This window comes from Streptomyces sp. NBC_00076 (genome assembly GCF_045041235.1).
Taxonomy (GTDB): Bacteria; Actinomycetota; Actinomycetes; order Streptomycetales; family Streptomycetaceae; genus Streptomyces.
Genome location: NZ_CP108242.1, coordinates 1,310,812 through 1,337,358, shown reverse-complemented (window position 1 = coordinate 1,337,358; position 26,547 = coordinate 1,310,812). Strand labels below are relative to the sequence as shown.

Below are 26,547 nucleotides of genomic sequence, written 5' to 3'. Positions count from 1 at the left end.
TCTCCCCGACTCGTGTGACTCCGGTTACGACCGTAGGAAGCGGGAGTTGCGGGGTCCACATAGTTGCACGCGGTTGCACGATGGGCACTGCGCCCTTGACCCCCCTTCCTCAGCAAGGTGACGCTCAGGCTCTGCAACCAGCAGCAACCGGCTCGACGTGGGGAGAGGCAATGCAGCTACGGTTCGTCGGCAAAGATCCGGAGTCTGGAGATCACGGCTGTCCGGCCGTATGGGTGGACGAGAAGACCCAGGATCTCGTCATCCAGGGCGTGAAGGCCGACGCCGAGACGCTTGCGCGGACCGTCCAGGACAGTCCGCTCCCAGACCATGAGGGCGTGATCCGGCTGCCGCAGCGGATGATCCCGCTCGTGAGGGAGGCGCTGAATGTCGCAAAGCCTCAGTAGCTTTGCTGACCTGATCCGGTCTGTGGAGCATTCCGCCGTGCACCTTGAGATGCGCGACGCGTACGCGATCCCGGACGAGGACGGGGGATTCACGGCGTGGCAGCGGGGCCATCGGCTCGATCCCGAAGACCGTGAGTCGTGGTGGCGTCCGTGGCTCGGCCTGGTCCAGGAGGTCACCACCAAGGGTGTCGTCATGCGCCGCGCCCGGATCGTCTCCGAGCCGGTGAGCGAGTACATCCGCTACGAGCACTCCTTCACCTTCACGAATGTCGCTGCGGGCGAGGACATCCGTTGGCTTCCGAGGCGGCAAGCATCGGATCTCGCGCTGCCGGGGAACGACTTCTGGCTGTTCGACGGCCGCGTGGTCCAGTTCAACATCTTTGACGGTAACGGCCGTTGGGTTCACACCGACCAGACGGACGAGCCGGCGGTCGCTGACCTGTGCGCCGCCGCGTTCGACGCCGTCTGGGAGCGGGCCATCCCCCACGAGAATTACGCCATCTGAAAGCCCGGTACGCCAGTTCATGCCCACGTCCCCGCTGTCCACTGCACAGGCTGCCCGCGCGGCCATTGCTTCCCGCCTGGACGAGATCAGAAGGGATGCCGGGCTAACCGGGCTTGAGCTGGCGCAGCGGTGCGGCTGGCACAAGTCGAAGGCGTCCCGCATCGCACGAGCCAAGACCGGTCCGTCCGACGACGACATCAGGGCATGGTGCCGGGCCTGCGGAGCAGAGGATCAGGCAGCGGACCTGATCGCCGCCTCCCGCACCGCCGAGTCGATGTACGTTCAGTGGCGGCAGATCCACCGCGACGGCATGCGGCGGGTCCACGAGAAGACCCTGCCGCTGTACCAGCGGACCCGCCATTTCCGCGTCTACGCCTCGAACCTGGTTCCGGGCATGCTCCAGACAGCCGAGTACGCCACGGGGCTCCTGCGGTCCATCACGGACTTCCAGGGCACCCCTGACGACGTGGCCGATGCCGTGCAGGCGCGGCTGAACCGGTCCAGTGTGGTCTACGAGGGCAACCACCGGTTCGCCCTGCTGCTCGAAGAGGCGGTGCTCTACTACCGGGTGTGTGCCGAGCCCGCGATGGCCGATCAGCTCCGGCACCTGCTGGAGATCATGTCCCGGCCGAACGTGTCGCTCGGAATCATCCCCTTCACAGCCCGCCGCACGGTGTGGCCGCTGGAAGCCTTCTACGCCTTCGATGAGGCCCAGGTGGCCGTCGAGACGCTGACGGCGGAGGTCAACATCACGGCCCCCGGCGAGATCCGCACCTACCTGACGGCGTTCGCCGAACTGTCCGGCATCGCAGTGCACGGCCGCGAGGCGAGAGCTTGCATCACCAGGGCTCTCGCCTCCCTGGCTACAGGGTTCCAGTAACCCCCAGCTCATGACGCACGTCGTGCTGAAACTTGGCCATGGGCTCTTTCATAGCCAACACCCCCCGCCATGCTTCCTCGCGGCTGCCCCGAGTGGTTTCAACCTCGCCTACAGCGAAGAGGGCCGCTCTGAACAAGGTGGCGGCGGACTCGGAAACCGGGCCATCTGTGAGGAGCGAGATCTCAGCGACCAGATGCTCGGATTCCTCGACAAGCGCATGTGCACGCTCCAAGTCCTCCCTAACGATCTCCAGTGACGTTGAAGTAAAGACCTGAGGATCACCGTCGTACGGAGGGACGTCGTCTTCTCCTACGACCAGGAAGCTCGTGTATCCGGCTTCTCGAATCCTCTCGTACTCGTCCGGGGCCGGGAGCGTTGAGCTGGCGCTCCAAAGGATGCGGCTGATCTCCATGGCCTTGTACAGGAGCTCCTTGCACACGCGGAAGCGGTCAGCGTGCCAGCGTCGCGCATCATCGGCAGCTCTTCGTTCTCGCTCCGCCTTCCGCTGTAGGACTTGGGTCAGGACCGCTGCTGCCAGGGTGCCGCTCACGCCCAAAGCCGCGAGTAGAAGCTGAACAGTTGATTGACTCACGAACGGGAGGGTAGCTCGCTTCTTTAGAGGCGTCGGCTGCCAAACTCCCCTACATGGATGCAGGATTGGCCGCAGTGCTGGGAGCGTTGGCAGGGGCTGTCGCGACGACGGGCGCGGCGTTCGCTACTGGATGGTCGACACGTGAACAGGCGAAGATCGCGGCACGTGCTGAGCACCGTCGACAACGGCGGGATGCGCGGCAAGTCGCTTATGAAGAGCTCATAAACGCCATGGTGACATTGGCTCAAGCAGTGGTCTCGGTAGGTCTGGGCGTAACGGCACAGCAGAAGCAAGCAAGCTTGCAGGAGCAAGCAATCTTTCTCCCCGACATGAACGAAATGAAGCTTTTCGAGGAAACCATTAGGAAAACTGCTACGAAAGTAACGCTTGCAGGCCCGGCGTCAATGAGTGAAAGGGTCGAAGGGGTAAGGAAAATCGCGAGGTCCATAATGGTCAATCTGCTAAGAATCAAGATGAGTGTCGAGCATCCTGGAATTCCTGAGCACAAAAATGGCTGGAGGCTAGTTGAAGCCGATCGGATTGTGCTATATCAAATGATAGAGGATTTCTCCAGGGATGCTCAGGCAGCTCTCGACGACGATGGAACCTAAGGGCCCGTAAAGAATCAACACGTTGCTTCCCGGTCTGTCTGTCGTTGGTGTGGTATGCCCATACCGAACGAGGTTCGTGACCAACTTGCCCTGAAACTCGGGGTGTTGTTACCTCATCTGAATGAGCGGCAGCAGCGGCTGGCGCTGGCCGCCGAGGCCCGGCTGCTGGGGCACGGCGGGGTCCGGGCCGTCGCCCACGCCGCAGGGGTGAGCGAGACGACGGTGCGCAAGGGGGTCTTCGAGCTGGAGGGCGGTGAGGACCCATTGCCCGATGGCCGGGTTCGCCGGGCTGGCGGCGGTCGCAAGAGCGCCGAGGAGCTTGACCCGCTGCTCGTTCCGGCGTTACTGGCGCTGGTCGAGCCGGATGAGCGGGGCGATCCGATGTCGCCGCTGCGGTGGACGACCAGGTCGCTGCGGTCTCTGGCCGGGGAGCTGACGAGACAGGGTCATGCCGCCTCGGCGCCGACCGTGGGCAGGCTGCTGCGGGAGAACGGTTTCAGTCTGCAGGCCAATGCCAAGACCCTTGAAGGCGTTCAACACGCCGACCGCGACGCGCAGTTTCAGTACATCAATCGCCAGGTCAAGGACCATCAGGCGGACGGCGAGCCGGTGGTCAGTGTGGACACGAAAAAGAAGGAAGTCGTCGGGGAGTTCAAGAACGCGGGACGTCAATGGCGGCCGGCCGGTGAGCCCGTGCGGGTTGACGTCCATGACTTCCCCGGTGATGCACTGGGCAAGGCCCTGCCATACGGCATCTACGACCTGGCGGCGAACACCGGCTGGGTGAACGTCGGTACGGATCACGACACCGCAGCCTTCGCGGTCGAATCGATCCGCCGCTGGTGGAACGAGCAAGGACGCCTCGACTATCCGCAGGCCAGACGTCTGCTGATCACTGCCGATGTCGGCGGCTCCAACGGCTATCGCACCCGGGCCTTCAAGTCCGAGCTGGCTGCGTTCGCCGCCGGGACCGGCCTGGCCGTCACGGTCTGCCACATGCCGCCGGGCACATCGAAGTGGAACAAGGTGGAGCATCGGCTGTTCTCCGCGATCACCATGAACTGGCGCGGCAGACCGCTGAACAGCCACGAAGTCGTCGTGCAGTCCATCGCCGCGACCACCACCCGCACCGGTCTCACCGTCCACGCGGAACTCGACACCGGCGTCTATCCCATCGGTGTGAAGGTCAGCGATGCCGAGCTGAACGCAGTGCCGGTCACCGGACATGCCTTTCACGGCGAATGGAACTACACCGTGCACCCCCACCCCGCCAGCCCGGCAGGCCCCACCGGACCAACGCTCGGGCCGACGGCGGTCTTCGACCGCGGAGCTCTGTCACACCCCGCGTTGACCGGTATGACCTGCACCGCACTGACCGAGCTGACGGAGACCCTGACCGCCGACTGGCAGACGCTGCAAAAACAGGACCCCGCCGCCCGACGCGACGGCGGCGAGCGACGCCGGGCCCCGGGCGGCGGCCGCAAAGCCAAACTCGACCTGGCCGACCGGGTCCTGGTCACCGTGCTGCACCAAAACCTCGCCCTGCCGCCTACCGTGCTGGCCCACCTCTTCGCCGTCAGCAAGGACACCATCCGCCACACCACCAGCGAGATCCGGCGGCTGATGGACCAGCACGCACACACACCCCGGACCCCAGCAGCACACCTCAACACCGTGGCCGGACTCCTCGTCCACGCCGCCGCACACGGCGTGACCCTCACAACAGAGACCGCAGCAACGTGTTGATTCTTTACGGGCCCTTAGCCTCGCGCTTTCACGAGGTGGGGTGTCCGAGGCTTGATCAAATAAGCGGAGAGTGCTCCTGAACTGCAACGATGGGACTTGTCTAGGGTCCTGTTGGCTGCACGGAAAGAAGCACTCTCCAGGTGAAGAAGCGTATCGGGTCGTACCCGCGTGTCCGCATCGAGGGCGGCGGCCGGACGGTGGTCTCGCAGGCCGGGGGCGTGCTGCTGGTCGAGACCGTCCGCAAGGCCGGCTTGGACACCGCGATATCAGCGGCGCTGACGCCGTGGCGGAAAACTCGGGCGGTGCATGATCCGGGCAAGATCCTGCTGGACGTGGCCCTGGCGGTCGCGCTGGGCGGAGACTGCCTCGCGGATGTCGCCATGCTGCGGGCCGAGCCGGCCGTGTTCGGGCCGGTGGCCTCCGACCCGACGGTCTCCCGCCTCATCGACACCCTCGCCGCCTCCGGAGAGAAAGCCCTGCGGGCCATCCGTGCCGCGCGGACCGAAGTCCGCCAGCATGTCTGGCGGTTGGCCGGCCGGGAAGCGCCTGATGCGGGCGGGACAGTGACCGTGGACCTCGACGGGGTGCTGGTGATCGCGCACTCGGACAAGGAGGACGCCGCACCCACATGGAAGCGAACCTACGGCCACCACCCGCTGATGGGGTTCGTCGACCACGGACCGGGCGGCACGGGTGAACCGGTCGCGGCCCTGCTCAGACCAGGCAACGCGGGATCGAACACGGCCACCGACCACATCACCGCCGCCCAACTGGCCTTGGCCCAGCTGCCGAAGAAGTACCGGCGCGGACGCCGGACCCTGATCCGCACCGACTCCGCGGGCGGCACCCACGACTTCGTCGCCTGGCTCGCTCAGCGAGGCCGGTGGCTGTCCTACTCGGTCGGCATGGTGATCACCGACGCGATCCACCAGCAGGTGCTGAAGGTTCCGGCATCGGCCTGGACGGCGGCCGTCGAGGCCGATGGCGAGATCCGCGACGGCGCCTGGGTCGCTGAACTCACCGGCGACGTTCTGGACGGCTGGCCCAAGGGCATGCGGCTGATCGTCAGGAAGGAACGACCGCACCCCGGGGCCCAGTTGCGGCTCACGGATGCGGACGGCATGCGGCTGACCTGTTTCGCCACCAACACCTCGGGCCGGCCGATCACCGAGCTCGAACTCCGTCACCGGCTGCGGGCCCGGGCCGAGGACCGCATCCGCGCCGCCCGGGCCACCGGCCTGCGCAACCTGCCCCTGCACCGCACTGCCCAGAACCGGATCTGGCTGGAGATCGTGCAGATCGCTCTCGACCTGCTGGCCTGGATGCCGATGCTCGCCCTGACCGGCAAGGCCAGGCTCTGGGAACCCCGCCGCCTACGGCTCCGCCTGTTCACCGCGGCCGGACAGCTCGTCACCACCGGCCGCCGCCGGATCCTCCGCCTGGCCCGGCACTGGCCCTGGACCGGTCACATCACCGCAGCCCTCGACCGGCTCGCGCGCCTGCCGAACCCCGGATGACCAGGGGCTTTCCCGTCCCTGCGACAGCACCTCAACAGCCGGGCAAGTGGAACCCGGCGCCACCCCGAGGCGACACTCGGGTCTTCGTTCCGCCCAGCCTCAGCCCACGGCACGAAAACGGTCCACCGACTCCGTCGGCGGACCGTCACGAAACTTCGAGGCTAGAGGGCGTTTTCGTCCAATGTTTAGTCCCTTCATGTCCTAGTAGGACTCCGTTAGGTCTTTTCGTCGGTGGTGTTCAGCGGCATGGTGGGTGTGTGGACGCACATGAAGTGAACCGTGTTCGGGCGAAGTTGGCGTTGTTCGTTGCTGATGTGTTCGCGTCGGTGCCGCGCAAGGACCAGCGGGCGAAGAGCGACTGCTATCTGCGGGGGCTGATGCTGGACGGTCGCCGCAAGTCGATCCAGCCGATGGCGGAGCGGCTGCCGGACGGCAACGAGCAGAATCTGCAGCAGTTCGTGAACCAGTCGACGTGGGATCCGGTGCCGGTGCGGCGGCGGATCGCGGAGCGGATGGTGCCGCTGATCGGCCCGGATGCCTGGGCCGTGGACGATGTGTCGTTTCCCAAAGACGGGAAGATGTCGGTGGCGGTCGCGCCCCAGTACTGCGGAGCCTTGGGCAAGCAGGCCAACTGTCAGGTCGCGGTGAGCGTGCACGCGGTCTCCGACACCGCCTCCTGCCCGCTGCAGTGGCGCCTGTTCGTGCCCCAGGAGTGGGCGGACGATTGGGTCCGCCGACGCAAGACGGGGGTCCCTGAGGAGATCGGGCACCGGGAGAAGTGGCGCCTGGCCCTGGATGTCCTGGACGAGCTGGCCGGTTGGGGTCTCATCCCGCCGGTGGTGGTGGCCGACGCCGGCTACGGGCAGAACGCCGGCTTCCGCGACGGGCTGGACCGTCGGAGCATCGGCTACGTGGCGGCGATCCGCTCGGACGTGACCGTCCACCCGCACGATGCCGTGCCCAGTGCCCCGCCCTGGTCCGGCAACGGCCGCAAGCCCCAGCCCCGCTACCGCGACAAACCGTCCCCGGTGGCCGCGCTCGTTGCGGACCAGGGGCGGCAGGCTTTCACCGAGGTGACCTGGCGGGAAGGCTCCCGCGGACCGATGCGTTCGGATTTCCTGTCCCTGCGGGTGCGGCCGGCCGGGGTCAAGTCCCGACGCCTCGCCCAGGCCGTCGCCACAGACGAAAACTGCTGGGACGGTGTCCTGCCCGAGGTCACACTGCTGGTCGAATGGCCCGAAGGCGCCGAGGCGCCCACCGGCTACTGGCTGTCCAACCTGCCCGACACGCTCTCCCTCGCCGAACTGGTCCGGCTGGCGAAGATCCGCTGGCGCATCGAGCACGACTACCGGGAACTCAAGCACGGCCTCGGCCTGGACCACTTCGAGGGACGTTCCTGGGCGGGGTGGCATCACCACGTCACCCTGGTCACCGCCGCCCACGCGTTCCTCACCGAACAGCGCCTGGCCCCAAAAGCCGATACAGCGGGCTCACCCTCTACCAGATCCTCGACACCATCCAGGACCTGCTGAACCGCTGGACCGGCACCTGCACCACCTGCCACCGCCCCCTGTCCAGAACATCCACCACCAGCCCGAACCCAAGAGCCAGAGCAACCTAACGGAGTCCTACTAGTTCGGGTTGTTCTAGGTTCCGCGCCAGCTCGGGGTGGATTCTGCGGTGAGGCGGCGGGTCATGAGGTTGATCATTGCGAGTTGGACCATGGCTTCGGAGCGGTGGGGGTGGGCTTCGTAGTCGCGGGCCAGGCGGCGGTGGTTCATGAGCCAGCCCAGTGTGCGCTCGACGGTCCAGCGGCGGGGCAGGACCGTGAATCCTCTGACGGTGGGGTCGCGGCGGACGATGTGCATGTCGATGCCCAGGGTTGCGGCGTGCTCGACGAGGTGTTGGCGGTAGCCGCCGTCGACCCAGGTCTTGCGGACGGTGGGGTGCTCGGCGGCGACCTTCTCGATGAGGGCCCGGCCTGCGACGGAGTCCTGCACGCTCGCGGCCGTGACCAGCACCGCCAGCAGCAGGCCGACGGTGTCGATGACGATGCTCCGCTTGCGGCCCACTATCTTCTTGCCGGCGTCGATGCCCTGGCCGGCGGCGGGGACGTTGGCGGAGGTCTTGATGCTCTGCGAGTCGATGACGCATGCGCTGGGCTCGGCGTCCCGGCCTTCCTGCCTGCGGACTTGGCGGCGCAGGAGACTGTTGAGCTGGTCGAAGACGCCTTCCTCCTGCCAGCGGGCGAAGTAGGCGTAGACGGTGTTCCAGTGCGGGTAGTCGTGCGGGAGGTAGCGCCAGGGGATCCCGGTGCGGTTCACATAGAGGATCGCGTCCAGGAGACTGCGCAGGTCATGGTTTTGCGGGCGGCCGATGTCCAGTCCACGGCCGCGGCGTTCGGCCCGCCAGGCGGTCAGGATCGGTTCGACCAACTCCCAGCGGGCATCGGATAAATCGCTGGGATAGTGACGACGCTCAGCCATGTCTCCTGGAGTACCGGGTGCCGCCGGCCCGGCCCAGGCGCATGCATCAGGCGCGCGAAGCGAACGGAGTGCAACGGCGCGTCCTGGGATGAAACAGGAGGAGTGCGTTCAAGACCACCGCACCGTCGCCCCTCCAGCTTCACAGACCCCTCCAGCGGCATCAGTACCATCGAAGCCAGGCCATATAACGCATCAAAAGCTAGCTAAAGAGGCGTAAACACCCTCTTAGAGGCTGTCTCACGTGGCAAGTTCCGCGAGCTTCTTCAGTAGCTCGGGGCGGTGGCCATGGCCGAGCTTCAGCACTGCCGGTCGGTGCGGTCCACGTACGGGATCTTGAGGCCACGAGTAGCCCATGGCAGGCTCATGCCGCATGATCGATGAATTCGCGAAGGGCACCCTGCACGGGCGACTGCGGCGGGACCGCAAGGCGCTGCTCTGGAAGCTCGACGGCCTGTCCGAATACGATGCTCGCCGACCTTTGACAGTGACCGGGACCAACCTCCTCGGCCTGGTCAAACACGTGGCCAGCGTCGAGGCCAGGTACTTGGGCGAGGTCTTCGACCGGCCGTCCCCAGAACCGCTGCCCCGGTGGCAGGACCACGACGGCAGCGATCTGTGGGCGGCTGAGGACGAGGCGCGCGATCAGATCATCGAGTCCTACCGGCGCACGTGGGAACACTCAGACGCGACGATCGACGAGCTTGCCCTCGATGCCCCGGGCCACGTGCCGTGGTGGCCGGAGCCTTATGCCAACGCGAACCTGTTCGCCATCCTGGTCCACGTCCTCGGCGAGACCAACCGGCATGCCGGGCACGCCGACATCCTGCGCGAAGGCGTGGACGGCCGAACCGGGATGCGCCCCGAACACGAGATGCAGATCGATGAGGACGCCCGCACCGCCTACTGCGCGAAGATCGAGCAGGCCGCCAGATCGGCCGCATCAGTCGAGGCATAGAAGGCTGTCCCCCGTGACGTGATGCTTGATGTTCGAGCGGCATGATGCCGGCCGTGAGTGCTGATCTGTCGAAGCGTCTGGTTCCTGATGAGCTCTGGAGGCTGGTCGCCCCGTTGCTGCCGCCGTTCGCGGCTCGACCGCAAGGTGGCGGGACCGCTCCGCGCGACCAGCGGGCCGTGTTCACCGCAGTGGTGTACGTGCTGACCAGCGGCTGTGCCTGGCGGCATCTGCCGCCGACGTTCGGCACGTCCACCGCCACCGCGCATCGCCGCTTCACGGTATGGACCGAGGTCGGCCTGTGGCGTCGGCTGCATCGGGCGGTGCTGGACGAACTCGGGGCCCGGAGCGAAGTGGACTGGACCTCGGCGATCGTCGACGCGGCCTCCGTTCGCGCCAAAAGGGGGGATCGCTGACAGGGCCGAACCCGGTCGATCGCGGCAAGAAGGGCAGCAAGCTGCACGTGCTGTCCGATGCTCAGGGCATCCCGCTCGCCGTCGCGGTGTCAGGTGCGAACATGCACGACAGTCTCGCCCTCAAGCCGCTCATCCTCGGCATCCCCGCCGTCCGGTCCCGCCGGGGACCACGGCGGCGCCGGCCCGTCAAACTCCGCGCAGACAAGGCGTACTTCTCCGCCGAACACCTCATCTGGCTGCGCGAGCGTGGGCTCGTCGCGCGCATCGCGCGGCCAGGCATCGAGTCCGGCGAACGCCTCGGTCGGCACCGCTGGAAGATCGAGCGGTCGATCGCTTGGCTCTTCGGCTACCGCCGCCTGACCATCCGATACGAACGAAAGGGCTCGCACTTCCTCGCCTTCCTCGGCCTGGCCGCTGCCCTGACCTGCTACAAGAAGCTCGCGAAACTTGCCACGTGAGACGCCCTCTTAGCTGCTTGCCCGGTAGCGACTCTCCGCCAAACCACCCGGTCCGTCACTTCGGCCGAGGCGGAGTCACGGGTGCGGCGGATACGCACCTCACCGAGCAGCTCCGGGCTCAACAGCAGCCTAGCGATGGCACGTTGGCGATGGATGGGGGTGCGCGCCCAGCGTCGGGCCACCGTGGCGGCCGGCCCCTGCTCGAACAGCTCCGCCAACGGGTTCGGGCGGGTCAGTGCGCGCTCGCGGTCCTCAAGCTGCCGGATCTCACCCGTCAGCTTGTCCTCGCGTTTGGCCAGCCGCGCCTCGTGGGCCAGCGACTCCGCCTCGGTGTTGCGGGTGGCGTCCAGGTCGGCGCGCTTGACGTCCAACTGGGCGCGCACGGTGCGGAGTTCGCCGACGTCGTGGCCGTCGCCGAGCGACGCGTAGACCTCCGGGCGAGCCAGGTAGGCGAGGATGATCCCGGTCAGGTAGTCGTCGAGACCGTCCTTGTCGTTGACGCGGAGGCACCCCTTGTCGCGGCAGGTATATGCCTGTCCGCCGCCGGGCGTGAGGTGCCGGGTAACCGTCATCGGTCCGAGACATGCAGCGCACCGCACGGTCAGGGTGAACACGTGCTGTGCGCCGCCGCCCGGATTGGTGCGGCGGCCGTTGGCACCGAGCAGGGTCTGCACCTCATGGAACAGGTCCACGAATTCCTCGGGTGAGACGGGCGAGTCGTCGAAATCGGCGATGACCGGCCATGCGGCGTCGGTCTCGCCGAGGATGACGTTTTTGCGCTTGCCGGTCTTTTCGTTGGTGACGCTCTTCATGCGCACCCGCTTGCCGACATAGGAGATGCGCCGCGCCGTCTGCGACAGAACAGACACTCTGAACTCCGCGCCCTTGCGGGTTTTGATGCCGCGTTTCTTCCAGTCGCGCTCGATCTCGCCCAGTGAGTCGCCTGCCGCGAGACGGGTGAACAATTCGATGACGTTCAGCGCCTCGGACTTCTCGGGGAGCTGTTTGTCGGGCCGGGTGACGAGACGGCCCTTGGAATTGCGCACCTGCTCATAGGTGCGGGTGTAGCCGTACGGAATGAGGCCGTGCGGCTTGCCCTTCCTGGCGTTGCTTTTCAGGGTGCGAATCACGCGCTCGGAGGTTTCCTCGCTGTACGCCTCGGCTTTCAGCGACTCCTCTTGCAGGGCGTGCCGGTCGCGCCACTGCTCCAGATCGAAGACGCGCCGGTGCGTGGTGACCAGGATCTTGACGCTCTGTGCCCGGCAGGCGTTGATCAGGTTGAGCCATTCTTCGGGCTGGCGGGATCCTCGCGACGCCTCCCACATGACGAGCAGGTCGGCACCGAACGTGCCGCCGGTCAGGTCGGCCATGAGGCGGCCGAAGTCGCCCCGCTTGCTGCGTCCCTTGCTGGAGGCGCTTCCCACGTCGCTGTAGTAGTCGCCCAGCGTGACGTCCAGCTCTGCGGCGATGTCGACGTTGTCATCGTGCTGATCGTCGTTGGAGCGTTCTTCGCCGGAGCGGTCGAAGCTGACGCGGAGGTACTCGCGTCCGGTGAGCGGTGGAGTGGCCATGCCCCAAGCATGCACCCAAAGGGCAAGCAGCAACACGGTGCTGCTCATGGCGTGATCCCTCTTCCTGATGTCGGGGCGAAGCCGTCGGCACAACGCGGCAGCCCTGGTCGGTATTCCGCGCACGTACCCATGTGGCCTGCGCGCACACCACCCACCAGACTGGCCCCATGACGGAAACGGAATCCATCGCCTACGACGTAGTAGTGCTCGGTGCCGGACCCGTGGGGGAGAACGTCGCCGACCGCACCCGTGCGGCCGGCCTCTCCACCGCGGTCGTGGAGAGCGAACTGATCGGCGGCGAGTGCTCGTACTGGGCGTGCATGCCCAGCAAGGCCCTGCTGCGCCCGGTCATCGCCCGCGCCGACGCCCGCCGCGTCCCCGGTCTGCGCCAGTCGGTGCAGGGCCCCCTCGACGCGTCGGCGGTCCTCGCCCACCGTGACTACTACACCTCCCACTGGAAGGACGAAGGCCAGGTCCAGTGGCTGGAGAGCATCGGCGCCGACATCTACCGCGGCCACGGCCGCCTCGCCGGACCGCGCACGATCACCGTCACCGGCCCCGACGGCGAGCGGCACGTGCTCACCGCCCGGCACGCCGTGGCCGTCTGCACCGGCACTCGCGCCGTCCTGCCCGAGCTGCCCGGAATCGCGGATGTCAGGCCGTGGACCAGTCGCGAGGCCACCAGCGCCAAGGCGGTGCCCGGCCGGCTGGTCGTCGTGGGCGGCGGAGTGGTCGCCACCGAGATGGCCACCGTCTGGCAGGCACTCGGCTCGCAGGTCACCCTGCTCGTCCGCGGCAAGGGTCTGCTGAACCGCATGGAGCCCTTCGCCGGTGAGCTGGTCGCCGAAGGCCTCGCCGAGGCGGGCGCCGACATCCGCACCGGAACGTCCGTCGAGTCGGTCACCCGGGAGAACGGCACTGTCGTGGTCGTCACCGCCACCGGTGACCGCATCGAGGCCGACGAGATCCTCTTCGCCACCGGACGCGCGCCGCACACCGATGACATCGGCCTCGACAGCATCGGCCTCGAACCCGGCTCCTGGCTGGACGTCGACGACAGCCTGCGCGTCACCGGCAGCGAGTGGCTCTACGCCGTCGGCGACGTCAACCACCGCGCTCTGCTCACCCACCAGGGCAAGTACCAGGCCCGCATCGCGGGTGCCGCCATCGCGGCCCGCGCGTCGGGCGTCCCCATCCTGGAATCCGACCCCTGGGGTGCCCACACGGCCACCGCCGACCATGCCGCCGTCCCCCAGGTCGTCTTCACCGACCCCGAGGCGGCCGCCGTGGGCCTCTCCCTCGCCGAGGCGGAACAGGCGGGCCACCGCGTCCGCGCCGTCGACTACGACCTCGCCTCGGTCTCCGGCGCCGGCCTCTACGCCGACGGCTACCGGGGCCGCGCCCGCATGATCGTCGACCTGGAACGCGAGGTCCTCCTCGGCGTCACCTTCGTCGGCCCCGGCGTCGGCGAACTCATCCACTCCGCGACGATCGCCGTCGCCGGCCAGGTCCCGATCGGCCGGCTGTGGCACGCGGTTCCGTCGTATCCGACGATCAGCGAGGTCTGGTTGCGGTTGTTGGAGGCGTACCGGGACAACTGACGCCGCTCAGCCCACTCCGAGGCGGTCCTGCCAGGCGCGGGACAGCCTCGGACGGAGGAGGCGGGGCGGACCCCTGGCCGCTCTCGCCCGGGCCGGTTGCTCCGCCTGCCGCCCCCGCCCGGGACCGGTTGCCCAGCCGCCTGTGGCCGTCGGTGGCCCGAATCAGCGCGGTAGCCCGAAACCCAGTGCGCTCGCCGCTTCCTCCGGTGTCGGCTGCGTCCACCGCTCCGCCATCGCCTGGTTCGAGGACAGGGAACGCAACTCCGCGCGGTCGAGGTACAGGGTGCCGTGGAGGTGGTCGGTCTCGTGCTGGACGATCCGCGCGGGCCAGCCGGTGAATAGTTCGTCCACCGCGCTGCCCCGCTCGTCCTCGCCGGTCAGCCGCACCTCGGCATGCCGTGCCACCACCGCCTGCCAGCCGGGCACGCTCAGGCAGCCCTCGAAGAACGCGGCACGGGCGGGGCCGACGGGCTCGTACGACGGGTTGACCAGGACCCGGAACGGCTGCGGGACGCGGCCGCGCGCCAGCCGTACCTCCTCCGGCACGGGCGCGGGATCCTCGATCACCGCGATCCGCAGCGGTACCCCGACCTGCGGCGCGGCCAGGCCCACGCCGGGTGCCGCGTGCATGGTCACCCGCAGGGCCTCGACGAAACGGGACAGGAGTGCGGGGCCGAGTTGGCCGTCGAAGCGTTCCGCGCCCCGGCGCAGCACCGGATGGCCGGCCGCGACGATGGGCAACGGGCCGTCCGTGGCCAGGAGTTCCTCGACCAGCTCGGCAACGGGGGCGCGATCACGGGGAGATGCCATCGCGACAGCATGCCACGGCACCCGGGACCACCTGCCACTCCTGTGTGACGCACGCCACTAGCGCGCCCCGGAACTCGGCGCTCCTTCCTCCCGACTACTGGACCGCTACCGAGAAACGTCCCCTGCCCCGGGAGAAGCCCGCCGATGTCCACCGCTCCCTCGACCTCCCCCACTTCCGGCTCCGCTCCAGCGGGGGGACCCCCATCGGACGAGGCCCCGCAACGCCCCGCCGCCCCGGCGCCGTCCCCCGGCAGATGGGCCACCCTGCGCCCACTGGTGCTGCGCCTGCACTTCTACGCCGGAGTGCTCGTCGCACCGTTCCTGCTCGTAGCCGCCGTCACCGGCTTCCTGTACGCCGGTTCGTTCCAGGCCGAGAAGTTCGTGTACGCCGACGAGATGACCGTCTCCGCCGTCGGTGACGCCAAGTTGCCGATATCCGAGCAGGTGGCCGCCGCCCGCGAAGCGCACCCCGAGGGCACGGTGGCCGCCGTGCGCCCCTCGCCGGAGGCCGACGCGACGACCAGGGTGCTGCTGTCCGGCGTCAAGGGCGTCGACGCCGACCACACGCTCGCCGTGTTCGTCGACCCGTACACCGCGAAGGTGCGGGGTGCGCTGGAGCAGTACGGCTCGACCGGCGCGCTGCCGCTGCGCACCTGGATCGACGAACTCCACCGCGATCTGCATCTGGGCGAGACGGGGCGCCTCTACAGCGAGTTCGCGGCGAGCTGGCTCGGGGTGATCGCGCTCGGTGGCCTGGTGCTGTGGTTCTCCCGCCGCCGTGCCCTGCGCAAGCTGCGCGGCACCAGCGGGCGGCGCCGCACCCTCGGCCGGCACGGCGTCGTCGGCGCCTGGGCGGCGGCGGGGTTCCTGTTCCTCTCGGCGACCGGGCTGACCTGGTCGACGTACGCCGGAGCGAACATCGACGAACTGCGCACCTCCCTGGGCCAGGCCACCCCGTCCGTCACGGCCACCGCGGGTGGCGACCACGCGGGTCACGGCGCCTCCGCATCGGCCGGGGACGCACAGCACGGCGTCGGCCTCGACAAGGTCCTGGCCGCCGCCCGCTCCGAAGGGCTCGGCGACCCCGTCGAGATGGTCCCGCCCGCCGACGCGTCCTCCGCGTACGTGGTGCGGCAGATCCAGCGCAGCTGGCCCGAGAAGCAGGACGCCGTCGCGGTCGACCCGAACACCGGTGAGGTCACCGACGTCCTGCGGTTCGCGGACTACCCGCTGCTGGCCAAGCTGACCCGCTGGGGCATCGACCTGCACACCGGCTCCCTCTTCGGGCTGGTCAACCAGATCGCCCTGATGTTCCTCGCGCTCTCCCTGATCCTGCTGATCGTGTGGGGCTACCGCATGTGGTGGCAGCGCGGCCGTGGCTCCGCCTTCGGTCGGCCGATCCCGCGAGGCGCCTGGCAGCAGGTCCCGCCTCAGATCCTGCTGCCGTGCGTGGCGGTCGTCGCCGTGGTCGGCTACTTCGTGCCGCTGCTGGGCATCCCACTGGCCGCCTTCATCGCCGTGGACGTCGTCCTCGGCGAGGTCGACCACCGGCGGGGGCGGGCACGGACGAGCCGTGCGGACGCTTGATGGTGGGCTGGGTGGGGGCGTAGTGGTGGGAGGCGGTGCGTCGTAAGGCGCGCCTCGGGCCCGGCTCCACGATGGAGCCGGGCCCGAGATCCGGTCGGATCGCGACGGCGGGATCAGAGTTGTTCGAAGTCGCCCGCGAGGGCCGAGGCGAGACGCAGGTGCGACTCCGCCTCGTCCGCCCGGTCCTGCCGCTGCAAGGTGCGACCGAGCATCAGCCGGGCGTAGTGCTCCACCGGGTCACGCTCGACGATGACCCGCAACTCGCTCTCCGCGCGCTGCAGTTGGGCCGAGTGGTAGTAGGCGCGGGCCAGCAGCAACCGCGGTCCGGTCTGCTCCGGCACCTCCTCGACCAGCCCGCCCAGAACGCGCGCGGCGGCCGCGTAGTCCTTCGCGTCGAAGAACATCCGGGCGCGCTCCCAGCGCTCCGCCGGTGTTCCGTGGTCGTAGTACGTCATGTCCACTGCTGACCTCCTTCGCGGCCTACAACTCCACGAGATGGTCAAACATTCCACTACCTGGGGAGGTGGGTGTGGTCGCGGCGGTCATGGCTCTCCTCGACATGCGAACGCCCCCACCCGCGGAGCTGCGGGCAGGGGCGTTCGTCTCGTCGAGCTATCGCACGCGGCCGCGCGGCTTGAGCGGGGTCGGCGGTAGTTCGGGCGCGGTGAGCGGGATGCCGTCGTACCCGCGCACCTCGCCGAACCGGCTGCCCGTCGTCCAGTCGGCGCGAGCCTGCTCGATCTCGGCCTGCGTCCGCCCGACGAAGTTCCACCACATGATCAGTTCCTCGTCGAACGGCTCGCCGCCGAGCAACATGAGTCCGGCGTCGGACTCGGCCCGCAACGGCAGTTCGCTGCGCCCGCAGCCGAGGTACAGCATCGAGCCGGGCAGCACGGGCACGCCGTCCACGTGTACCTCGCCGGACATCGAGAGCACCCCGTACTCGAAGTCGGGCACGAGCGGCAGCCGGACGTCGGCGCCACGGGCGAGGGTGAGGTCGGCGCCGACGATCGGCGTGTACGTCGAGCCGGGCGACGTCGAGCCGTCGAGGTCGCCGAGAATCACGGTCGCCGTGAGACCGGGCGCCGTGACCGTCGGCAGCTCGGCGTGATGCTCGAACTTCGGGTCGGTGTGCCGGTGTGCGTCCGGCAACGCGACCCACAGTTGCGCGCCATGCAGGAAGCGGGCATGCGACTTCGGGCTCTCCTCCGAGTGGCTGATCGCCCGGCCCGACGTCATCAGCCCGAGCTCGCGCGGGCGGATGGTCTGCAGGCTGCCGGTCGAGTCGCGGTGCAGCACCTCGCCGTCGTGCAGCCAACTGACTGTTTGCAGGCCCATGTGCGGATGCGGGGGCACCTGCATGCCGGGCTCCTCGGCGATGTCGTCGGGGCCGTAGTGGTCGACGAAGGCCCATGCGGCGATCATGCGTCGGCCGAGGTTCGGCAGCAGCCGGCGCACCTCGGTCGACTCGCCGAGCTGCACTCGGCGGGGACTCAGCAGCTCGCGGACGGGTTCGGCGACGACGAACCCACGGCCGCCGCACAGGCTCGGTACCGGGGCGCGGTCAAGGTTGCTCATGCGGCACAACTTAGCCGGGCCCGGCGGGCTGTGGAGACAGACCGGCTCCCCGGCCCTGCTCTGCGCAGACGAGGGGTCGGGATGCGGACATGCCCACGAGGTGGACCACCGGGGCGACGACCGGAACCAGGCCGATGAGCGCCCTCCAGCCGGACTTGCCGGTGTCGTTCAAGCGGCGGACGGAGACGCGCAGCAGGCTTTTCGAGGTGCTCCGGCCCCGACGTCGCGTTGCTCCGGTCCGGACGGAGAACAGATAGGCCACGCCTATACGGGGCATCGATTTTTGGTCGTGGACCGCTTCCGGCGGCGGCCGGTTCACTGTGGCGCAAGCTGGCGCGTGCCGATCGGGCTCGGTGTCGCGCGATCAGGGAGGCTGCAATGACGCAAACCCCGGGCAACGAGCGAGCCGCACAAGCCGCGCGCATCGCGGCCAAGCCGTGGTACCGGCAGTTGTACGTCCACGTGCTGGTGGCGATCGTGATCGGCATCGTGCTCGGCTGGCGGTGGCCGGATCTGGCCACCGCCATGGAGCCGATCGGCACGACGTTCATCACCGCGATGAAGCTGCTGATCGGGCCGATCGTGTTCCTGACGATCATCGGCGGCATCTCCGGAGTCGCGAACCTGAAGCAGGTCGGGCTCACCGGCATCAAGGCGCTGACCTACTTCCAGGTCGGCACGATCCTCGCCATGGCGACGGGCCTGGTGGCCATGAACATCTTCCGTCTCGGTGACGGCGTGCACGCCGATCCGGCCACCCTGCACACCTCGGGCGAGGCCGGGGACTACATCGCGAAGGGCGAGAGCCAGCGCTGGTGGGAGTTCCTCACCCACATCGTGCCGGACAGTGTCTTCGGCCCGTTCGTCGAGGGCGACATCCTCCAGGTCATCTTCCTGGCGGTGATCTTCGGTATCGCACTGAAGTCGGTCGGCGCGGTGGGCGAGCCGATCATCGCCGGCGTCAACCGTCTCACCGAGGTCGTCTTCAAGGTGCTCTCCTTCGTCATGAAGGTCGCGCCGCTCGGTGCGTTCGGCGCGATGGCCTACGCCATCGGGAAGTTCGGCCTGTCGACGCTGACCAGCCTCGGCTCGCTGATCCTGCTCTTCTACGTCACCTCCGCACTCTTCGTCGTGGTGGTGCTCGGCGGTGTGCTCGCCGCGTACGTACGGCTGAACATCTTCCAGCTGTTCCGCTACTTCAAGGAGGAGTTCTTCCTGATCCTGGGCACCTCCACCGCCGAGCCGGCCCTGCCGGGACTCATGCGCAAGCTGCAGCACATGGGCGTCGAGCGGTCCACGGTCGGCCTGGTCGTGCCGACCGGCTACAGCTTCAACCTCGACGGCGCCGCGATCTACCTGTCCCTCGCCACCCTCTACATCGCGCAGGCCACCGACACACCCTTGTCGATCACCCAGCAACTCGGCCTGCTCGCCGTCATGTTGCTGACCTCCAAGGGTGCCGCGGGCGTCGCAGGCGGCGGTTTCATCGCCCTCACGGCGACCCTGTCCACGGTCGGTACGGTCCCGGCGGCCGGCATCATGCTCGTCTTCGGCATCGACAAGTTCATGTCGGAGTGCCGGGCCATGGTGAACTTCTCCGGCAACGCCGTCGCCACCCTGTTCGTCGCCAAGTGGGAGAACAACCTGGACCTGGCGAGGGCCCGCGCGGTGCTGTCGGGCGACGTCTCGGAGGCGATGCCCGAGACAGGGGCTCCAGAAGGCGCCCCGACCGTTCCGCCGCCGGCCACTGAGGCCGCCCGCACGTCCTCCGCACCCGGACAGGACGCCGGGGTCGCTGCCGCCCCGGTACCGGCCGAGGCGGAGCGCTGAGGCCCTCCGTCCTGGTTGTCCAGCCCCATGTCGATCACGTCACTGGCCCGTCGGGGTTCCGGTGACCATGAGACGCCCCTGACAGCCTCCTGCCGCCGGAAAAGTAGGCTGAGCCCGTCGATCGACGCTACGACCGGGAGACGCCATGGATGCCCGGCAACTGGAGTACTTCCTCGCCATCGTCGAGCACGGCGGATTCAGCAGGGCGGCCGCCGCGCTGCATGTGGCGCAGCCTTCGCTGTCGCAGGCCATGGCCAACCTGGAGGCCGACCTCGGAGTGGCCCTCTTCCACCGGGTGGGTCGGGGCGTCGTCCTGAGCGAGGCCGGTACGGAACTCCTGGAGCCGAGCCGACGCGTCCTACGGGACCTGGCCGCCGTACGCGACACCGCCGCGGCTCTCGCCGGACTCCACGGTGGCACGGTCGAGCTGGCCACCATGCCCTCCCCGGGCATCGAACCCCTGACCACCCTCATCGACCGCTTCGCCGAACTGCACCCCTCCGTCACGGTGAGCACCCAGGCCGCCTTCACCCCCGACGAGGTCGTCACCCTGGTCCGCAGCGGCGCCTGCGAGCTGGGCCTGCTGGGCTCGGCGAGTCCGGTGAACCCGTCCGGGCTGGACGTCCTGTACGTCGAGGACCAGCCGTTCGTGGTGGTCGCGGCGCCCGGCGGGGCCATCGAGGACGGGGTCACGATCCGGCCCGACGACCTCGCCGGGCAGAAGCTCATCGCCTCCCGCACGGGGAGCCTGATGCGCAGCATCGTGGACGATGTCACCGCGGGCGGCACCGGCACCCAGATCGTGACGGTCGTCGACCACCGGACCTCGATCCTGCCCCTGGTCCTCACCGGTGTGGGCGTCGCCGTCCTGCCCTCCTCCTGGACCAGGCTGGCCCGGCGCTGCGGCGCCGCGGTGGCGCCCATCGAGCCCACCGCCCATCTGCACGTGGCGATGGTCAGCCTCCCCGCGCACCTCACCCCTGCGGCCCGCGCGTTCCTCGCCCTCACCGGATCACTGGCGCAGCGCCGGGCACGCGAGGCCGACGGCGAACCGATCGGCTGAGCCTATGAGTGGGATCGAAAGCAGGTCTTGGACGGGTGGGGACGGCGGTGTGTTGACTCGAAAGCGACCGCACCAGAGCAAGCCGGAGGCCCCCATGACCGCACCCCGCACGTTCCGTATCGCCGCCATCCCCGCCGACGGTGTGGGCAAGGAGGTCGTCGCCGCAGGGCGTGCCGTCCTGGACGCGCTGGCCGACGACTCCCGCGGCTCGGACGCCGAATTCGCCTTCGCCTGGGAGGAGTTCCCCTGGGGCTGCGAGTTCTACGAGCGCACCGGCAAGATGATCGACGACGACGGCCTGGACCGCCTGAAGGACTTCGACGCCATCTACTTCGGTGCCGTCGGCTGGCCCACCGTCCCCGACCACATCAGCCTGTGGGGCCTGCGCCTGAAGATCTGCCAGAACTTCGACCAGTGGGCCAACGTCCGTCCCGTCACGTTTCTGCCCGGCACCACCAGCCCCCTGCGCAAGGCCGACGACACCGAACTCGACTGGGTCGTCGTCCGCGAGAACAGCGAGGGGGAGTACGCCGGTCTGGGCGGCCGCAACCTCTCCGCCCGCGGGCAGGGCGGCGAAGTCGCCGTCCAGTCCGCGCTGTTCACGGAGGTCGGCTGCGAGCGCATCATGCGCTTCGCCTTCGACCTGGCCCGCACCCGCACCCGCCGCAAGGTCTCCTCGGTCACCAAGAGCAACGCGCAGCAGTACGGCATGGTCCTGTGGGACGACGTCTTCAAGCGGGTCGCCGCCGACTACCCGGACGTGGAGACGGAGAGTGTCCTCGTCGACGCGATGTCAGCGAAGTTCGTGCTCCGCCCCGAGGACCTGTCGGTCGTCGTGGCCTCCAACCTCAACGCCGACATCCTCTCCGACCTCGGCAGCGCGCTGGCCGGCAGTCTGGGGCTCGCTGCCAGCGCCAACCTCAACCCCGAGCGCCGCTTCCCCAGCATGTTCGAACCGGTCCACGGCTCCGCGCCGGACATCGCGGGCCAGGGCCTGGCCAACCCGATCGGTGCGGTCGGCAGCGCGGCCCTGATGCTGGAACACCTCGGCCTGCCCGACCAGGCCGCCCGCCTGAACAGGGCGATCGAGGCCACGACCGCCGCGGGCATCCTCACCCGTGACGTCGGCGGCACCGCCACCACCGAGAACGTCACCAAGGCACTCATCGAGGCGCTGAACGTCTGACGGCGTGTGAAGTCGGCGAGTTCTCGGCGGCGGGCGCGGGACGTACCGAACCGCGCGCTCACCCCGGGCGGCGGGACTCGGTCCGCAGGACCGCGCGCGCTGTCGTGGCCATGGCTTCGTCGACCATCTCTCCCTCGAAGGCCACCGCTCCCTCGCCCCGGGCCTGTGCCTCCTCCACGGCGGCGACCAGCCGTGCGGCGCGGGCGAGTTCGGCGGGCGAGGGGGAGAACACCTCATTGAGGACGGGGACGTGAGACGGGTGGATCGCCATCATCCCCGTGTAGCCGAGGGAGCGGTTCTGCTCGGCGAAGGCGCGCAGGCCGTCGAGGTCGCCCACGCGGGTCCACAGGCCCGTCACCGGGTGGGGTGCTCCCGCGGCGCGTACGTCGAGCAGGACCCGGGAGCGCAGGGCGTGCGTCTCGGTTCCCTCGGGGCTCCAGCGGTACCCCACGGCGCGCTCGACGTCGCCCCCGGCTCCGGTGATCGCGCCCAGGTGGGCGACGCGAGGGGCTGCGGCCGCGCAGGCGTATGCCTCACGGAGGGCGGAGGCCGTCTCCAGCAGCGGGACCAGCGTGAAGTGCCCCTGGGGCAGGCCGTGTTCACGTTCGCACCAGGAGAGCAACCGGTCGGCGTGGTGTACGTCGAGGGGGCCGCTCACCTTGGGCAGCACGATGCCGCTGAGCCCCGGACGCGCGACGGCCCGCAGTTCCTCGGCGGCTGCCCAGCTGTCGAGCGGGTTGACGCGGACGAAGAGGGCCGGGGAGTCGTCCGCCGCCCGGGTGACGGCCTCGGCCACCTGGTCACGGGCCGATGTCCGGCTGCTGTGCGCCACCGCGTCCTCGAGGTCCAGGATCACGGCGTCGGCGCCCGCCGCGGCGGCCTTGGGCAGCCAGTCCGTTCTGGTGCCGGGCACGAACAGCAGGGAGCGCAGCCGCGGACGGGGCGGCGGGGAGGCGCCGGCCTCAGACGACATCGTGCTTCTCCAGCTCCGCGAGTTCTTCCTCTCCGAGGCCGAGCCAGTCGCGGTAGACGAGGTCGTTGTCCTGCCCCAGGGCCGGCCCGGTCCGCCAGACATGTCCCGGACGCTGCCTGAAGTGGGGAAGCACCGCCTGCATGCGGACGGGGCCGAGGTCCGCGTCGTCGACGGTGACGATGTCCTCGCGCTCGGCGTAGACCGGGTCGTCGGCGATGTCGGCGACGCTGAACACCCGTGAGGCCACCACTTCCGCGTCGGCGAACGCCTCCAGGCACTCGGCGGCGGGGCGCTCCACCACCCAGGCCCGTAGTCCGTCGTCCAGTTCGGCGCGCCCCGCGTGCTGCTGACGCGCCGTCGCGAACCGCTCCTCGTCGAGCCCGAGCAGCCGGGCGATGTTGCGTACGGAGCGCAGGGTCGCCGAGGTCACGGTGATCCACTCGTCGTCACGGGACCGGTAGGTGTTGATCACGGCCGCGGGGGCGACCGCCAGCTGGTTGCCGGAGCGCTCGGGCACCGATCCCAGCTGGTCGTGGACGATGACCTGCCACTCGACGAGCCGGAACAGAGGCTCGAAGAGGGCGAGGTCGATCCACTCGCCGTCGAAGTCGGGATCGTGGTCGCGGCGGTGCAGCGCGGCGAGGACGGCGTACGCGCCCATCAGCCCGGTCACGGAGTCCCCGTGCGAGAAGCCGGTGTGCACGGGAGGGCCGTCGGGGAAACCGGTCAGGTGCACGACCCCGCTGCGTGCCTCGCCGACCTTGCCGAAGCCGGGCGCGTCGGCCTGCGAGGAGGTCGCCCCGAAGCCGGATATCTGGAGCAGGACGACCTTGGGGTTGATGCGGTGCACGGACTCCCAGTCCAGACCCCATGTACGCAGCCGCCCACTGCGCAGAGTGACGATCACGACGTCCGCCCAGGCCACGAGCCGGTGGGCGACGTCGCGGCCGGCCTCGTGGTGCAGATCCAGGGTGACCGACCGTTTGTTGCGCCCCGCGACCTTGAACCACAGGGGGTGTCCGTCCTTGCGCGGCCCCATCGCGCGGGCCGCGTCCCCGGCACCGGGCGGTTCCACGTGCACCACGTCGGCGCCCTGGTCGGCGAGCAGGGAACCCGCCAACGGGCCGGCCACCACATGTGCGAACTCGACCACCTTCAGGCCGCGGAGCTGCCCACGGCCCGGCAGGTCAGGATGCCCGTTCGAAACCACTGTGCTCCCTCGTCGGATCCGTCGGCCCGGCAGGCCTGCCGTCCACTTCAGCGTGCCGAGACCCGAGGATGCCTGTCCAGCAAGAGAGAGCCATCAATCCATGCTGTTTCCGCATGAGTCGAAGGTCAGGAGGCCCAGGAGACCCCGGGCGGAAGGTCGTTCTGCCGGGCGCGGGAGTTCTGCAAGGTCTCCAGGAACCGTTGGGCCGCCACCGGCAGGGCCCGTCGCGGGCGCAGGGCGATGTCCAGGCGCCGGTCGACCACGGGCCCGACGAGCGGACGATGCACGATGGATCCGGTGCCGAGCAGCGGCAGGACGAGGGCGGGCAGCGCTGACACGCCCAGGCCGGCCGCGACCAGCCCGCCCACCGTCGCCACGTTCCCGGCCTCGGCGGCGGGCGCGGCCCGCACGCCGATCTGTGCGAAGGCGGCGTCGGTGAGCCGGCGTACGCTCGACTCCGGCCCCACGGCGAGGAAGGGCTCGCGGGCCAGAGCCTCCCAGGAGACCTCCGGTCCCTCGGCCAGCGGATGGTCCTGCGGCAGGACCGCGACGAAGCGGTCCCGTACGAGCGGCCGGTGCTCCAACTGCCCCGAGGGCTCACCGGTGGTGATGGCGAAGTCGGCGTCCCCCGACAGGACCTTGCCGAGAACCGACTGTTCGAGCCCGTCCATGATCTGCATCGCCACCCGGGGCCACTGTCTGCGGAAGCCGGCGATCGCCGAAGGCAGCAGTACGGCGGCCACGGACGGGAGCGTGGCCACGGCCACCGTCCCCGACTCGCCGAGCAGGAACCGTTCGAGTTCCTTCATGCCCGAGCGGTGGGAGTTCACGATCTGCTCGGCTATCCGCAGTGCCTCCACGCCCGCGACCGTCAACTGGACGTTCCTGGTGTCCCGTTCGAGGAGCAGGGTCCCCAACTGCCGCTCCAGGTCGGCGACGGCACGGCTCAGTGAGGACTGGGAGACATGCAGACGGGCGGCGGCCGCGGTGAAGCTCTTCGCGCGGGCGACGGCCGCGTACGCCGCCAGTTGGCGCAGATTGTTCTCCATGGCGAGTGAGCATAGGCACGCGCACGGGACATTGATGCGCAGACGACATGGATAGATCTCGGTTTGATGCTGGACGCCGACCTCTCGCCGCTTCGACACTCGTCCGCGACGCATGGAGCCGTAGACGAGGAAGTGAGCGACACAGATGCTGGCAGCGCTGGGGTTTTCCACGATCGGCCTGTTCCTGCTGCTCACCATGACGAAGCGGGTCTCCGTGCTGGTGGCGCTGGTGCTGCTGCCGGTCCTGGCCGCACTCGTCGGGGGCTTCTCCGGTGACGTGGGCGAGATGATCCTGACCGGACTGACCACGGTGGCGCCCACCGGGATCATGATCGCCTTCGCGGTCCTCTACTTCACGTTGATGGTCGACGCCGGACTCTTCGACCCGCTGATCCGTGTGATCCTCGGCGCGGCCCGCAACGATCCGGCCCGGATAGCCGTCGGCACCGCCGTGCTCACCCTGTGCGTGTCCCTCGACGGCGACGGTGCCTCGACCTTCCTCATCACCGTCTCGGCGCTGCTGCCCGTCTACAAACGGCTCGGCATGAGCCCGCTGGTCCTGTCCGGCACCGTGTGCCTGGGTGCGGGCGTGATGAACATGATCCCCTGGGGCGGACCGACGGTCCGGGCCATGGCGGCGCTGAAGCTGGAGAGTTCGGAGGTCTTCACGCCGGTACTGCCCGCGATGGGGGCCGGGGTCCTCTGGGTTCTGCTGGCCTCGTACTGGATCGGCCGGCGCGAGCGGCGCCGGCTGGCCGCCGTGGCGGCGACGGGGGCAACGGGGGAGGCGGGGGAGACGGTCGAGCAGACGGCGCCGGTGTCCGTGCCCGTGGCCGGGGACGGGCCCGGCACCCCGCTCGTGCGGCCGACGGAGCGGCGGCCGCCGGTGTGGCTGACCGCCTTCAACGCCCTGCTGACGGTGGTCCTGCTGGTCGGTCTCGTCCTGGAAGTCATGCCGCTGCCGGCACTGTTCGCCCTTGCCTTCGCGCTGGCCCTGCTGGTCAACCACCCGACCTGGGAAGCGCAGCAGGCCCTGTTGGAGAAGCATGCCAAGAGCGTCGTCCTGGTCACCACGATGATCTTCGCGGCGGGGGTGCTGACCGGGGTGCTGACCGGAACCAAGATGATCTCGGAGATGGCCGAGGCGCTGGTGTCCGTCGTCCCCGACTCCCTCGGCGGCCATCTGCCCGCCCTGGTGGCCGTCACCGGGATGCCGCTGAGCCTGGTCTTCACCCCGGACGCCTACTACTTCGGAGTGCTGCCCGTCCTGTCGCACACCGCGTCCGGATTCGGCACCGACCAGGCCGAGATCGCCCGGGCCGCCATCCTCGGTCAGATGACCACCGGCTTCCCGCTCAGCCCGCTCACCGCGTCCACGTTCATCCTCGTCGGCATGAGCGGGGTACAACTCGGCGAGCACCAGCGCTTCATCTTCCGCTGGGCCTTCGGCACCACGCTGGTGATGACCGCCGTGGCACTGCTCACCGGGGCCATCTCGCTCTGAGGACAGAGCAGTTGTGAC

25 protein-coding genes are annotated in these 26,547 nt (G+C 69.0%); 15 read left to right on the top strand and 10 right to left on the bottom strand.

What is annotated here, in order from left to right; all coding sequences use genetic code 11:
* Positions 1–170 precede the first annotated feature (170 nt).
* The 3 genes from OHA64_RS06150 to OHA64_RS06140 are packed head-to-tail and all read left to right on the top strand — an operon-like array spanning position 171 to position 1,789.
* Complete coding sequence (locus tag OHA64_RS06150) at positions 171–404, top strand: hypothetical protein (protein ID WP_405609047.1); 234 nt, start codon at positions 171–173, stop codon at positions 402–404.
* Entirely contained in the window at positions 385–909 is a 525-nt protein-coding gene (locus OHA64_RS06145; RefSeq protein WP_405609044.1) for a DUF6879 family protein, read from the top strand. The genes OHA64_RS06150 and OHA64_RS06145 overlap by 20 nt, the downstream gene beginning before the upstream one ends.
* Before the next feature lie 19 nt (positions 910–928).
* A complete protein-coding gene (locus tag OHA64_RS06140; protein ID WP_405609042.1) occupies positions 929–1,789 on the top strand; it encodes a helix-turn-helix domain-containing protein in 861 nt (286 codons plus the stop codon).
* Here OHA64_RS06140 and OHA64_RS06135 read toward each other — a convergent pair.
* Entirely contained in the window at positions 1,773–2,381 is a 609-nt protein-coding gene (locus OHA64_RS06135) for a hypothetical protein (RefSeq protein WP_405609039.1), read from the bottom strand. The genes OHA64_RS06140 and OHA64_RS06135 overlap by 17 nt on opposite strands.
* Before the next feature lie 53 nt (positions 2,382–2,434).
* Here OHA64_RS06135 and OHA64_RS06130 point away from each other — a divergent pair, with 53 nt between their 5' ends.
* From OHA64_RS06130 to OHA64_RS06115, 4 genes are all read left to right on the top strand, one after another.
* On the top strand, positions 2,435–2,992 hold the full coding sequence (locus OHA64_RS06130) for a hypothetical protein (protein ID WP_405609036.1): 558 nt from the start codon (positions 2,435–2,437) through the stop codon (positions 2,990–2,992).
* Between the two features lie 54 nt (positions 2,993–3,046).
* Positions 3,047–4,738 carry an ISAzo13 family transposase gene (locus OHA64_RS06125; protein ID WP_405609033.1) on the top strand — a complete coding sequence of 564 codons (1,692 nt, stop codon included), beginning with the start codon at positions 3,047–3,049 and terminating at the stop codon, positions 4,736–4,738.
* Positions 4,739–4,878: 140 nt separating this feature from the next.
* Positions 4,879–6,255, top strand: coding sequence for an IS1380 family transposase (locus OHA64_RS06120; protein ID WP_405609030.1), 1,377 nt, complete (start codon positions 4,879–4,881; stop codon positions 6,253–6,255).
* Between the two features lie 257 nt (positions 6,256–6,512).
* Entirely contained in the window at positions 6,513–7,787 is a 1,275-nt protein-coding gene (locus OHA64_RS06115) for an IS701 family transposase (RefSeq protein ID WP_405606877.1), read from the top strand.
* A gap of 114 nt (positions 7,788–7,901) precedes the next feature.
* Here the strand turns inward: OHA64_RS06115 and OHA64_RS06110 are convergent, their stop codons facing one another.
* Positions 7,902–8,741 carry an IS5 family transposase gene (locus tag OHA64_RS06110; RefSeq protein ID WP_405609027.1) on the bottom strand — a complete coding sequence of 280 codons (840 nt, stop codon included), beginning with the start codon at positions 8,739–8,741 and terminating at the stop codon, positions 7,902–7,904.
* A gap of 370 nt (positions 8,742–9,111) precedes the next feature.
* Here OHA64_RS06110 and OHA64_RS06105 point away from each other — a divergent pair, with 370 nt between their 5' ends.
* Positions 9,112–9,696, top strand: coding sequence for a DinB family protein (locus OHA64_RS06105; protein ID WP_405609024.1), 585 nt, complete (start codon positions 9,112–9,114; stop codon positions 9,694–9,696).
* Positions 9,697–9,740: 44 nt separating this feature from the next.
* Positions 9,741–10,567, top strand: a protein-coding gene (locus OHA64_RS06100) for an IS5 family transposase (RefSeq protein WP_405623876.1) whose coding sequence is annotated in 2 segments (ribosomal slippage) — positions 9,741–10,097 and positions 10,100–10,567 — 825 coding nt in all. Because the reading frame shifts where the segments join, the coding sequence is not laid out codon by codon here.
* On the opposite strand, the gene OHA64_RS06095 is transcribed toward OHA64_RS06100, so the two are convergent.
* A complete protein-coding gene (locus OHA64_RS06095) occupies positions 10,537–12,186 on the bottom strand; it encodes a recombinase family protein (protein ID WP_405609021.1) in 1,650 nt (549 codons plus the stop codon). The two genes, OHA64_RS06100 and OHA64_RS06095, sit on opposite strands and share 31 nt — an antisense overlap.
* A 119-nt stretch (positions 12,187–12,305) precedes the next feature.
* Between OHA64_RS06095 and OHA64_RS06090 the strand changes: the two genes are divergently transcribed.
* Positions 12,306–13,739: a dihydrolipoyl dehydrogenase family protein gene (locus OHA64_RS06090; RefSeq protein WP_405609018.1), complete on the top strand. Its 1,434-nt coding sequence runs from the start codon at positions 12,306–12,308 to the stop codon at positions 13,737–13,739.
* Between the two features lie 162 nt (positions 13,740–13,901).
* Here OHA64_RS06090 and OHA64_RS06085 read toward each other — a convergent pair whose 3' ends face one another.
* Positions 13,902–14,549 (bottom strand): peptide deformylase, encoded by a 648-nt coding sequence (locus OHA64_RS06085; protein ID WP_405609015.1) that lies wholly within the window; start codon positions 14,547–14,549, stop codon positions 13,902–13,904.
* A 144-nt stretch (positions 14,550–14,693) separates the two neighbouring features.
* Between OHA64_RS06085 and OHA64_RS06080 the strand changes: the two genes are divergently transcribed.
* Positions 14,694–16,136 carry a PepSY-associated TM helix domain-containing protein gene (locus tag OHA64_RS06080; protein WP_405609012.1) on the top strand — a complete coding sequence of 481 codons (1,443 nt, stop codon included), beginning with the start codon at positions 14,694–14,696 and terminating at the stop codon, positions 16,134–16,136.
* Between the two features lie 113 nt (positions 16,137–16,249).
* Here the strand turns inward: OHA64_RS06080 and OHA64_RS06075 are convergent, their stop codons facing one another.
* From OHA64_RS06075 to OHA64_RS06065, 3 genes are all read right to left on the bottom strand, one after another.
* Positions 16,250–16,597 carry a tetratricopeptide repeat protein gene (locus OHA64_RS06075; protein WP_405609009.1) on the bottom strand — a complete coding sequence of 116 codons (348 nt, stop codon included), beginning with the start codon at positions 16,595–16,597 and terminating at the stop codon, positions 16,250–16,252.
* Positions 16,598–16,748: 151 nt separating this feature from the next.
* Positions 16,749–17,714: a pirin family protein gene (locus tag OHA64_RS06070; protein WP_405609006.1), complete on the bottom strand. Its 966-nt coding sequence runs from the start codon at positions 17,712–17,714 to the stop codon at positions 16,749–16,751.
* A gap of 10 nt (positions 17,715–17,724) precedes the next feature.
* Complete coding sequence (locus OHA64_RS06065) at positions 17,725–17,991, bottom strand: DUF805 domain-containing protein (RefSeq protein WP_405609003.1); 267 nt, start codon at positions 17,989–17,991, stop codon at positions 17,725–17,727.
* Between the two features lie 101 nt (positions 17,992–18,092).
* Between OHA64_RS06065 and dctA the strand changes: the two genes are divergently transcribed.
* The 3 genes from dctA to OHA64_RS06050 all read left to right on the top strand — a co-directional run bounded on the left by dctA (position 18,093) and on the right by OHA64_RS06050 (position 21,793).
* Complete coding sequence (gene dctA, locus OHA64_RS06060) at positions 18,093–19,544, top strand: C4-dicarboxylate transporter DctA (protein ID WP_405609000.1); 1,452 nt, start codon at positions 18,093–18,095, stop codon at positions 19,542–19,544.
* Between the two features lie 145 nt (positions 19,545–19,689).
* Positions 19,690–20,607, top strand: a complete 918-nt coding sequence (locus OHA64_RS06055) for a LysR family transcriptional regulator (RefSeq protein WP_405608997.1) — start codon at positions 19,690–19,692, stop codon at positions 20,605–20,607.
* A gap of 94 nt (positions 20,608–20,701) precedes the next feature.
* Positions 20,702–21,793, top strand: a complete 1,092-nt coding sequence (locus OHA64_RS06050; RefSeq protein WP_405608994.1) for a tartrate dehydrogenase — start codon at positions 20,702–20,704, stop codon at positions 21,791–21,793.
* Positions 21,794–21,851: 58 nt separating this feature from the next.
* On the opposite strand, the gene OHA64_RS06045 is transcribed toward OHA64_RS06050, so the two are convergent.
* The 3 genes from OHA64_RS06045 to OHA64_RS06035 all read right to left on the bottom strand — a co-directional run bounded on the left by OHA64_RS06045 (position 21,852) and on the right by OHA64_RS06035 (position 25,025).
* The gene (locus OHA64_RS06045; RefSeq protein ID WP_405608991.1) at positions 21,852–22,766 is read right to left on the bottom strand and encodes an HpcH/HpaI aldolase/citrate lyase family protein; all 915 of its coding nucleotides are present in this window, start codon (positions 22,764–22,766) and stop codon (positions 21,852–21,854) included.
* Complete coding sequence (locus OHA64_RS06040; RefSeq protein ID WP_405608988.1) at positions 22,756–23,976, bottom strand: CaiB/BaiF CoA transferase family protein; 1,221 nt, start codon at positions 23,974–23,976, stop codon at positions 22,756–22,758. Before OHA64_RS06040 ends, OHA64_RS06045 begins: the two co-directional genes overlap by 11 nt.
* Positions 23,977–24,101: 125 nt before the next feature.
* Positions 24,102–25,025, bottom strand: a complete 924-nt coding sequence (locus tag OHA64_RS06035) for a LysR family transcriptional regulator (RefSeq protein WP_405608985.1) — start codon at positions 25,023–25,025, stop codon at positions 24,102–24,104.
* 145 nt (positions 25,026–25,170) lie between these two features.
* On the opposite strand from OHA64_RS06035, the gene OHA64_RS06030 reads away from it, so the two are divergent.
* Complete coding sequence (locus OHA64_RS06030) at positions 25,171–26,529, top strand: CitMHS family transporter (RefSeq protein WP_405608982.1); 1,359 nt, start codon at positions 25,171–25,173, stop codon at positions 26,527–26,529.
* The last annotated feature ends 18 nt before the right edge of the window (positions 26,530–26,547 follow it).

What these genes read in the sequence shown, in the direction of transcription:
- OHA64_RS06150 (WP_405609047.1), top strand. Translation starts at nt 171, where the DNA reads ATGCAGCTACGGTTCGTCGGCAAAGATCCGGAGTCTGGAGATCACGGC.
- OHA64_RS06145 (WP_405609044.1), top strand. Translation starts at nt 385, where the DNA reads ATGTCGCAAAGCCTCAGTAGCTTTGCTGACCTGATCCGGTCTGTGGAG.
- OHA64_RS06140 (WP_405609042.1), top strand. Translation starts at nt 929, where the DNA reads ATGCCCACGTCCCCGCTGTCCACTGCACAGGCTGCCCGCGCGGCCATT.
- OHA64_RS06130 (WP_405609036.1), top strand. Translation starts at nt 2,435, where the DNA reads ATGGATGCAGGATTGGCCGCAGTGCTGGGAGCGTTGGCAGGGGCTGTC.
- OHA64_RS06125 (WP_405609033.1), top strand. Translation starts at nt 3,047, where the DNA reads ATGCCCATACCGAACGAGGTTCGTGACCAACTTGCCCTGAAACTCGGG.
- OHA64_RS06110 (WP_405609027.1), bottom strand. Translation starts at nt 8,741, where the DNA reads ATGGCTGAGCGTCGTCACTATCCCAGCGATTTATCCGATGCCCGCTGG.
- OHA64_RS06105 (WP_405609024.1), top strand. Translation starts at nt 9,112, where the DNA reads ATGATCGATGAATTCGCGAAGGGCACCCTGCACGGGCGACTGCGGCGG.
- OHA64_RS06095 (WP_405609021.1), bottom strand. Translation starts at nt 12,186, where the DNA reads ATGAGCAGCACCGTGTTGCTGCTTGCCCTTTGGGTGCATGCTTGGGGC.
- OHA64_RS06090 (WP_405609018.1), top strand. Translation starts at nt 12,306, where the DNA reads ATGACGGAAACGGAATCCATCGCCTACGACGTAGTAGTGCTCGGTGCC.
- OHA64_RS06085 (WP_405609015.1), bottom strand. Translation starts at nt 14,549, where the DNA reads ATGGCATCTCCCCGTGATCGCGCCCCCGTTGCCGAGCTGGTCGAGGAA.
- OHA64_RS06080 (WP_405609012.1), top strand. Translation starts at nt 14,694, where the DNA reads ATGTCCACCGCTCCCTCGACCTCCCCCACTTCCGGCTCCGCTCCAGCG.
- OHA64_RS06070 (WP_405609006.1), bottom strand. Translation starts at nt 17,714, where the DNA reads ATGAGCAACCTTGACCGCGCCCCGGTACCGAGCCTGTGCGGCGGCCGT.
- OHA64_RS06065 (WP_405609003.1), bottom strand. Translation starts at nt 17,991, where the DNA reads ATGCCCCGTATAGGCGTGGCCTATCTGTTCTCCGTCCGGACCGGAGCA.
- dctA (WP_405609000.1), top strand. Translation starts at nt 18,093, where the DNA reads ATGACGCAAACCCCGGGCAACGAGCGAGCCGCACAAGCCGCGCGCATC.
- OHA64_RS06055 (WP_405608997.1), top strand. Translation starts at nt 19,690, where the DNA reads ATGGATGCCCGGCAACTGGAGTACTTCCTCGCCATCGTCGAGCACGGC.
- OHA64_RS06050 (WP_405608994.1), top strand. Translation starts at nt 20,702, where the DNA reads ATGACCGCACCCCGCACGTTCCGTATCGCCGCCATCCCCGCCGACGGT.
- OHA64_RS06045 (WP_405608991.1), bottom strand. Translation starts at nt 22,766, where the DNA reads ATGTCGTCTGAGGCCGGCGCCTCCCCGCCGCCCCGTCCGCGGCTGCGC.
- OHA64_RS06035 (WP_405608985.1), bottom strand. Translation starts at nt 25,025, where the DNA reads ATGGAGAACAATCTGCGCCAACTGGCGGCGTACGCGGCCGTCGCCCGC.
- OHA64_RS06030 (WP_405608982.1), top strand. Translation starts at nt 25,171, where the DNA reads ATGCTGGCAGCGCTGGGGTTTTCCACGATCGGCCTGTTCCTGCTGCTC.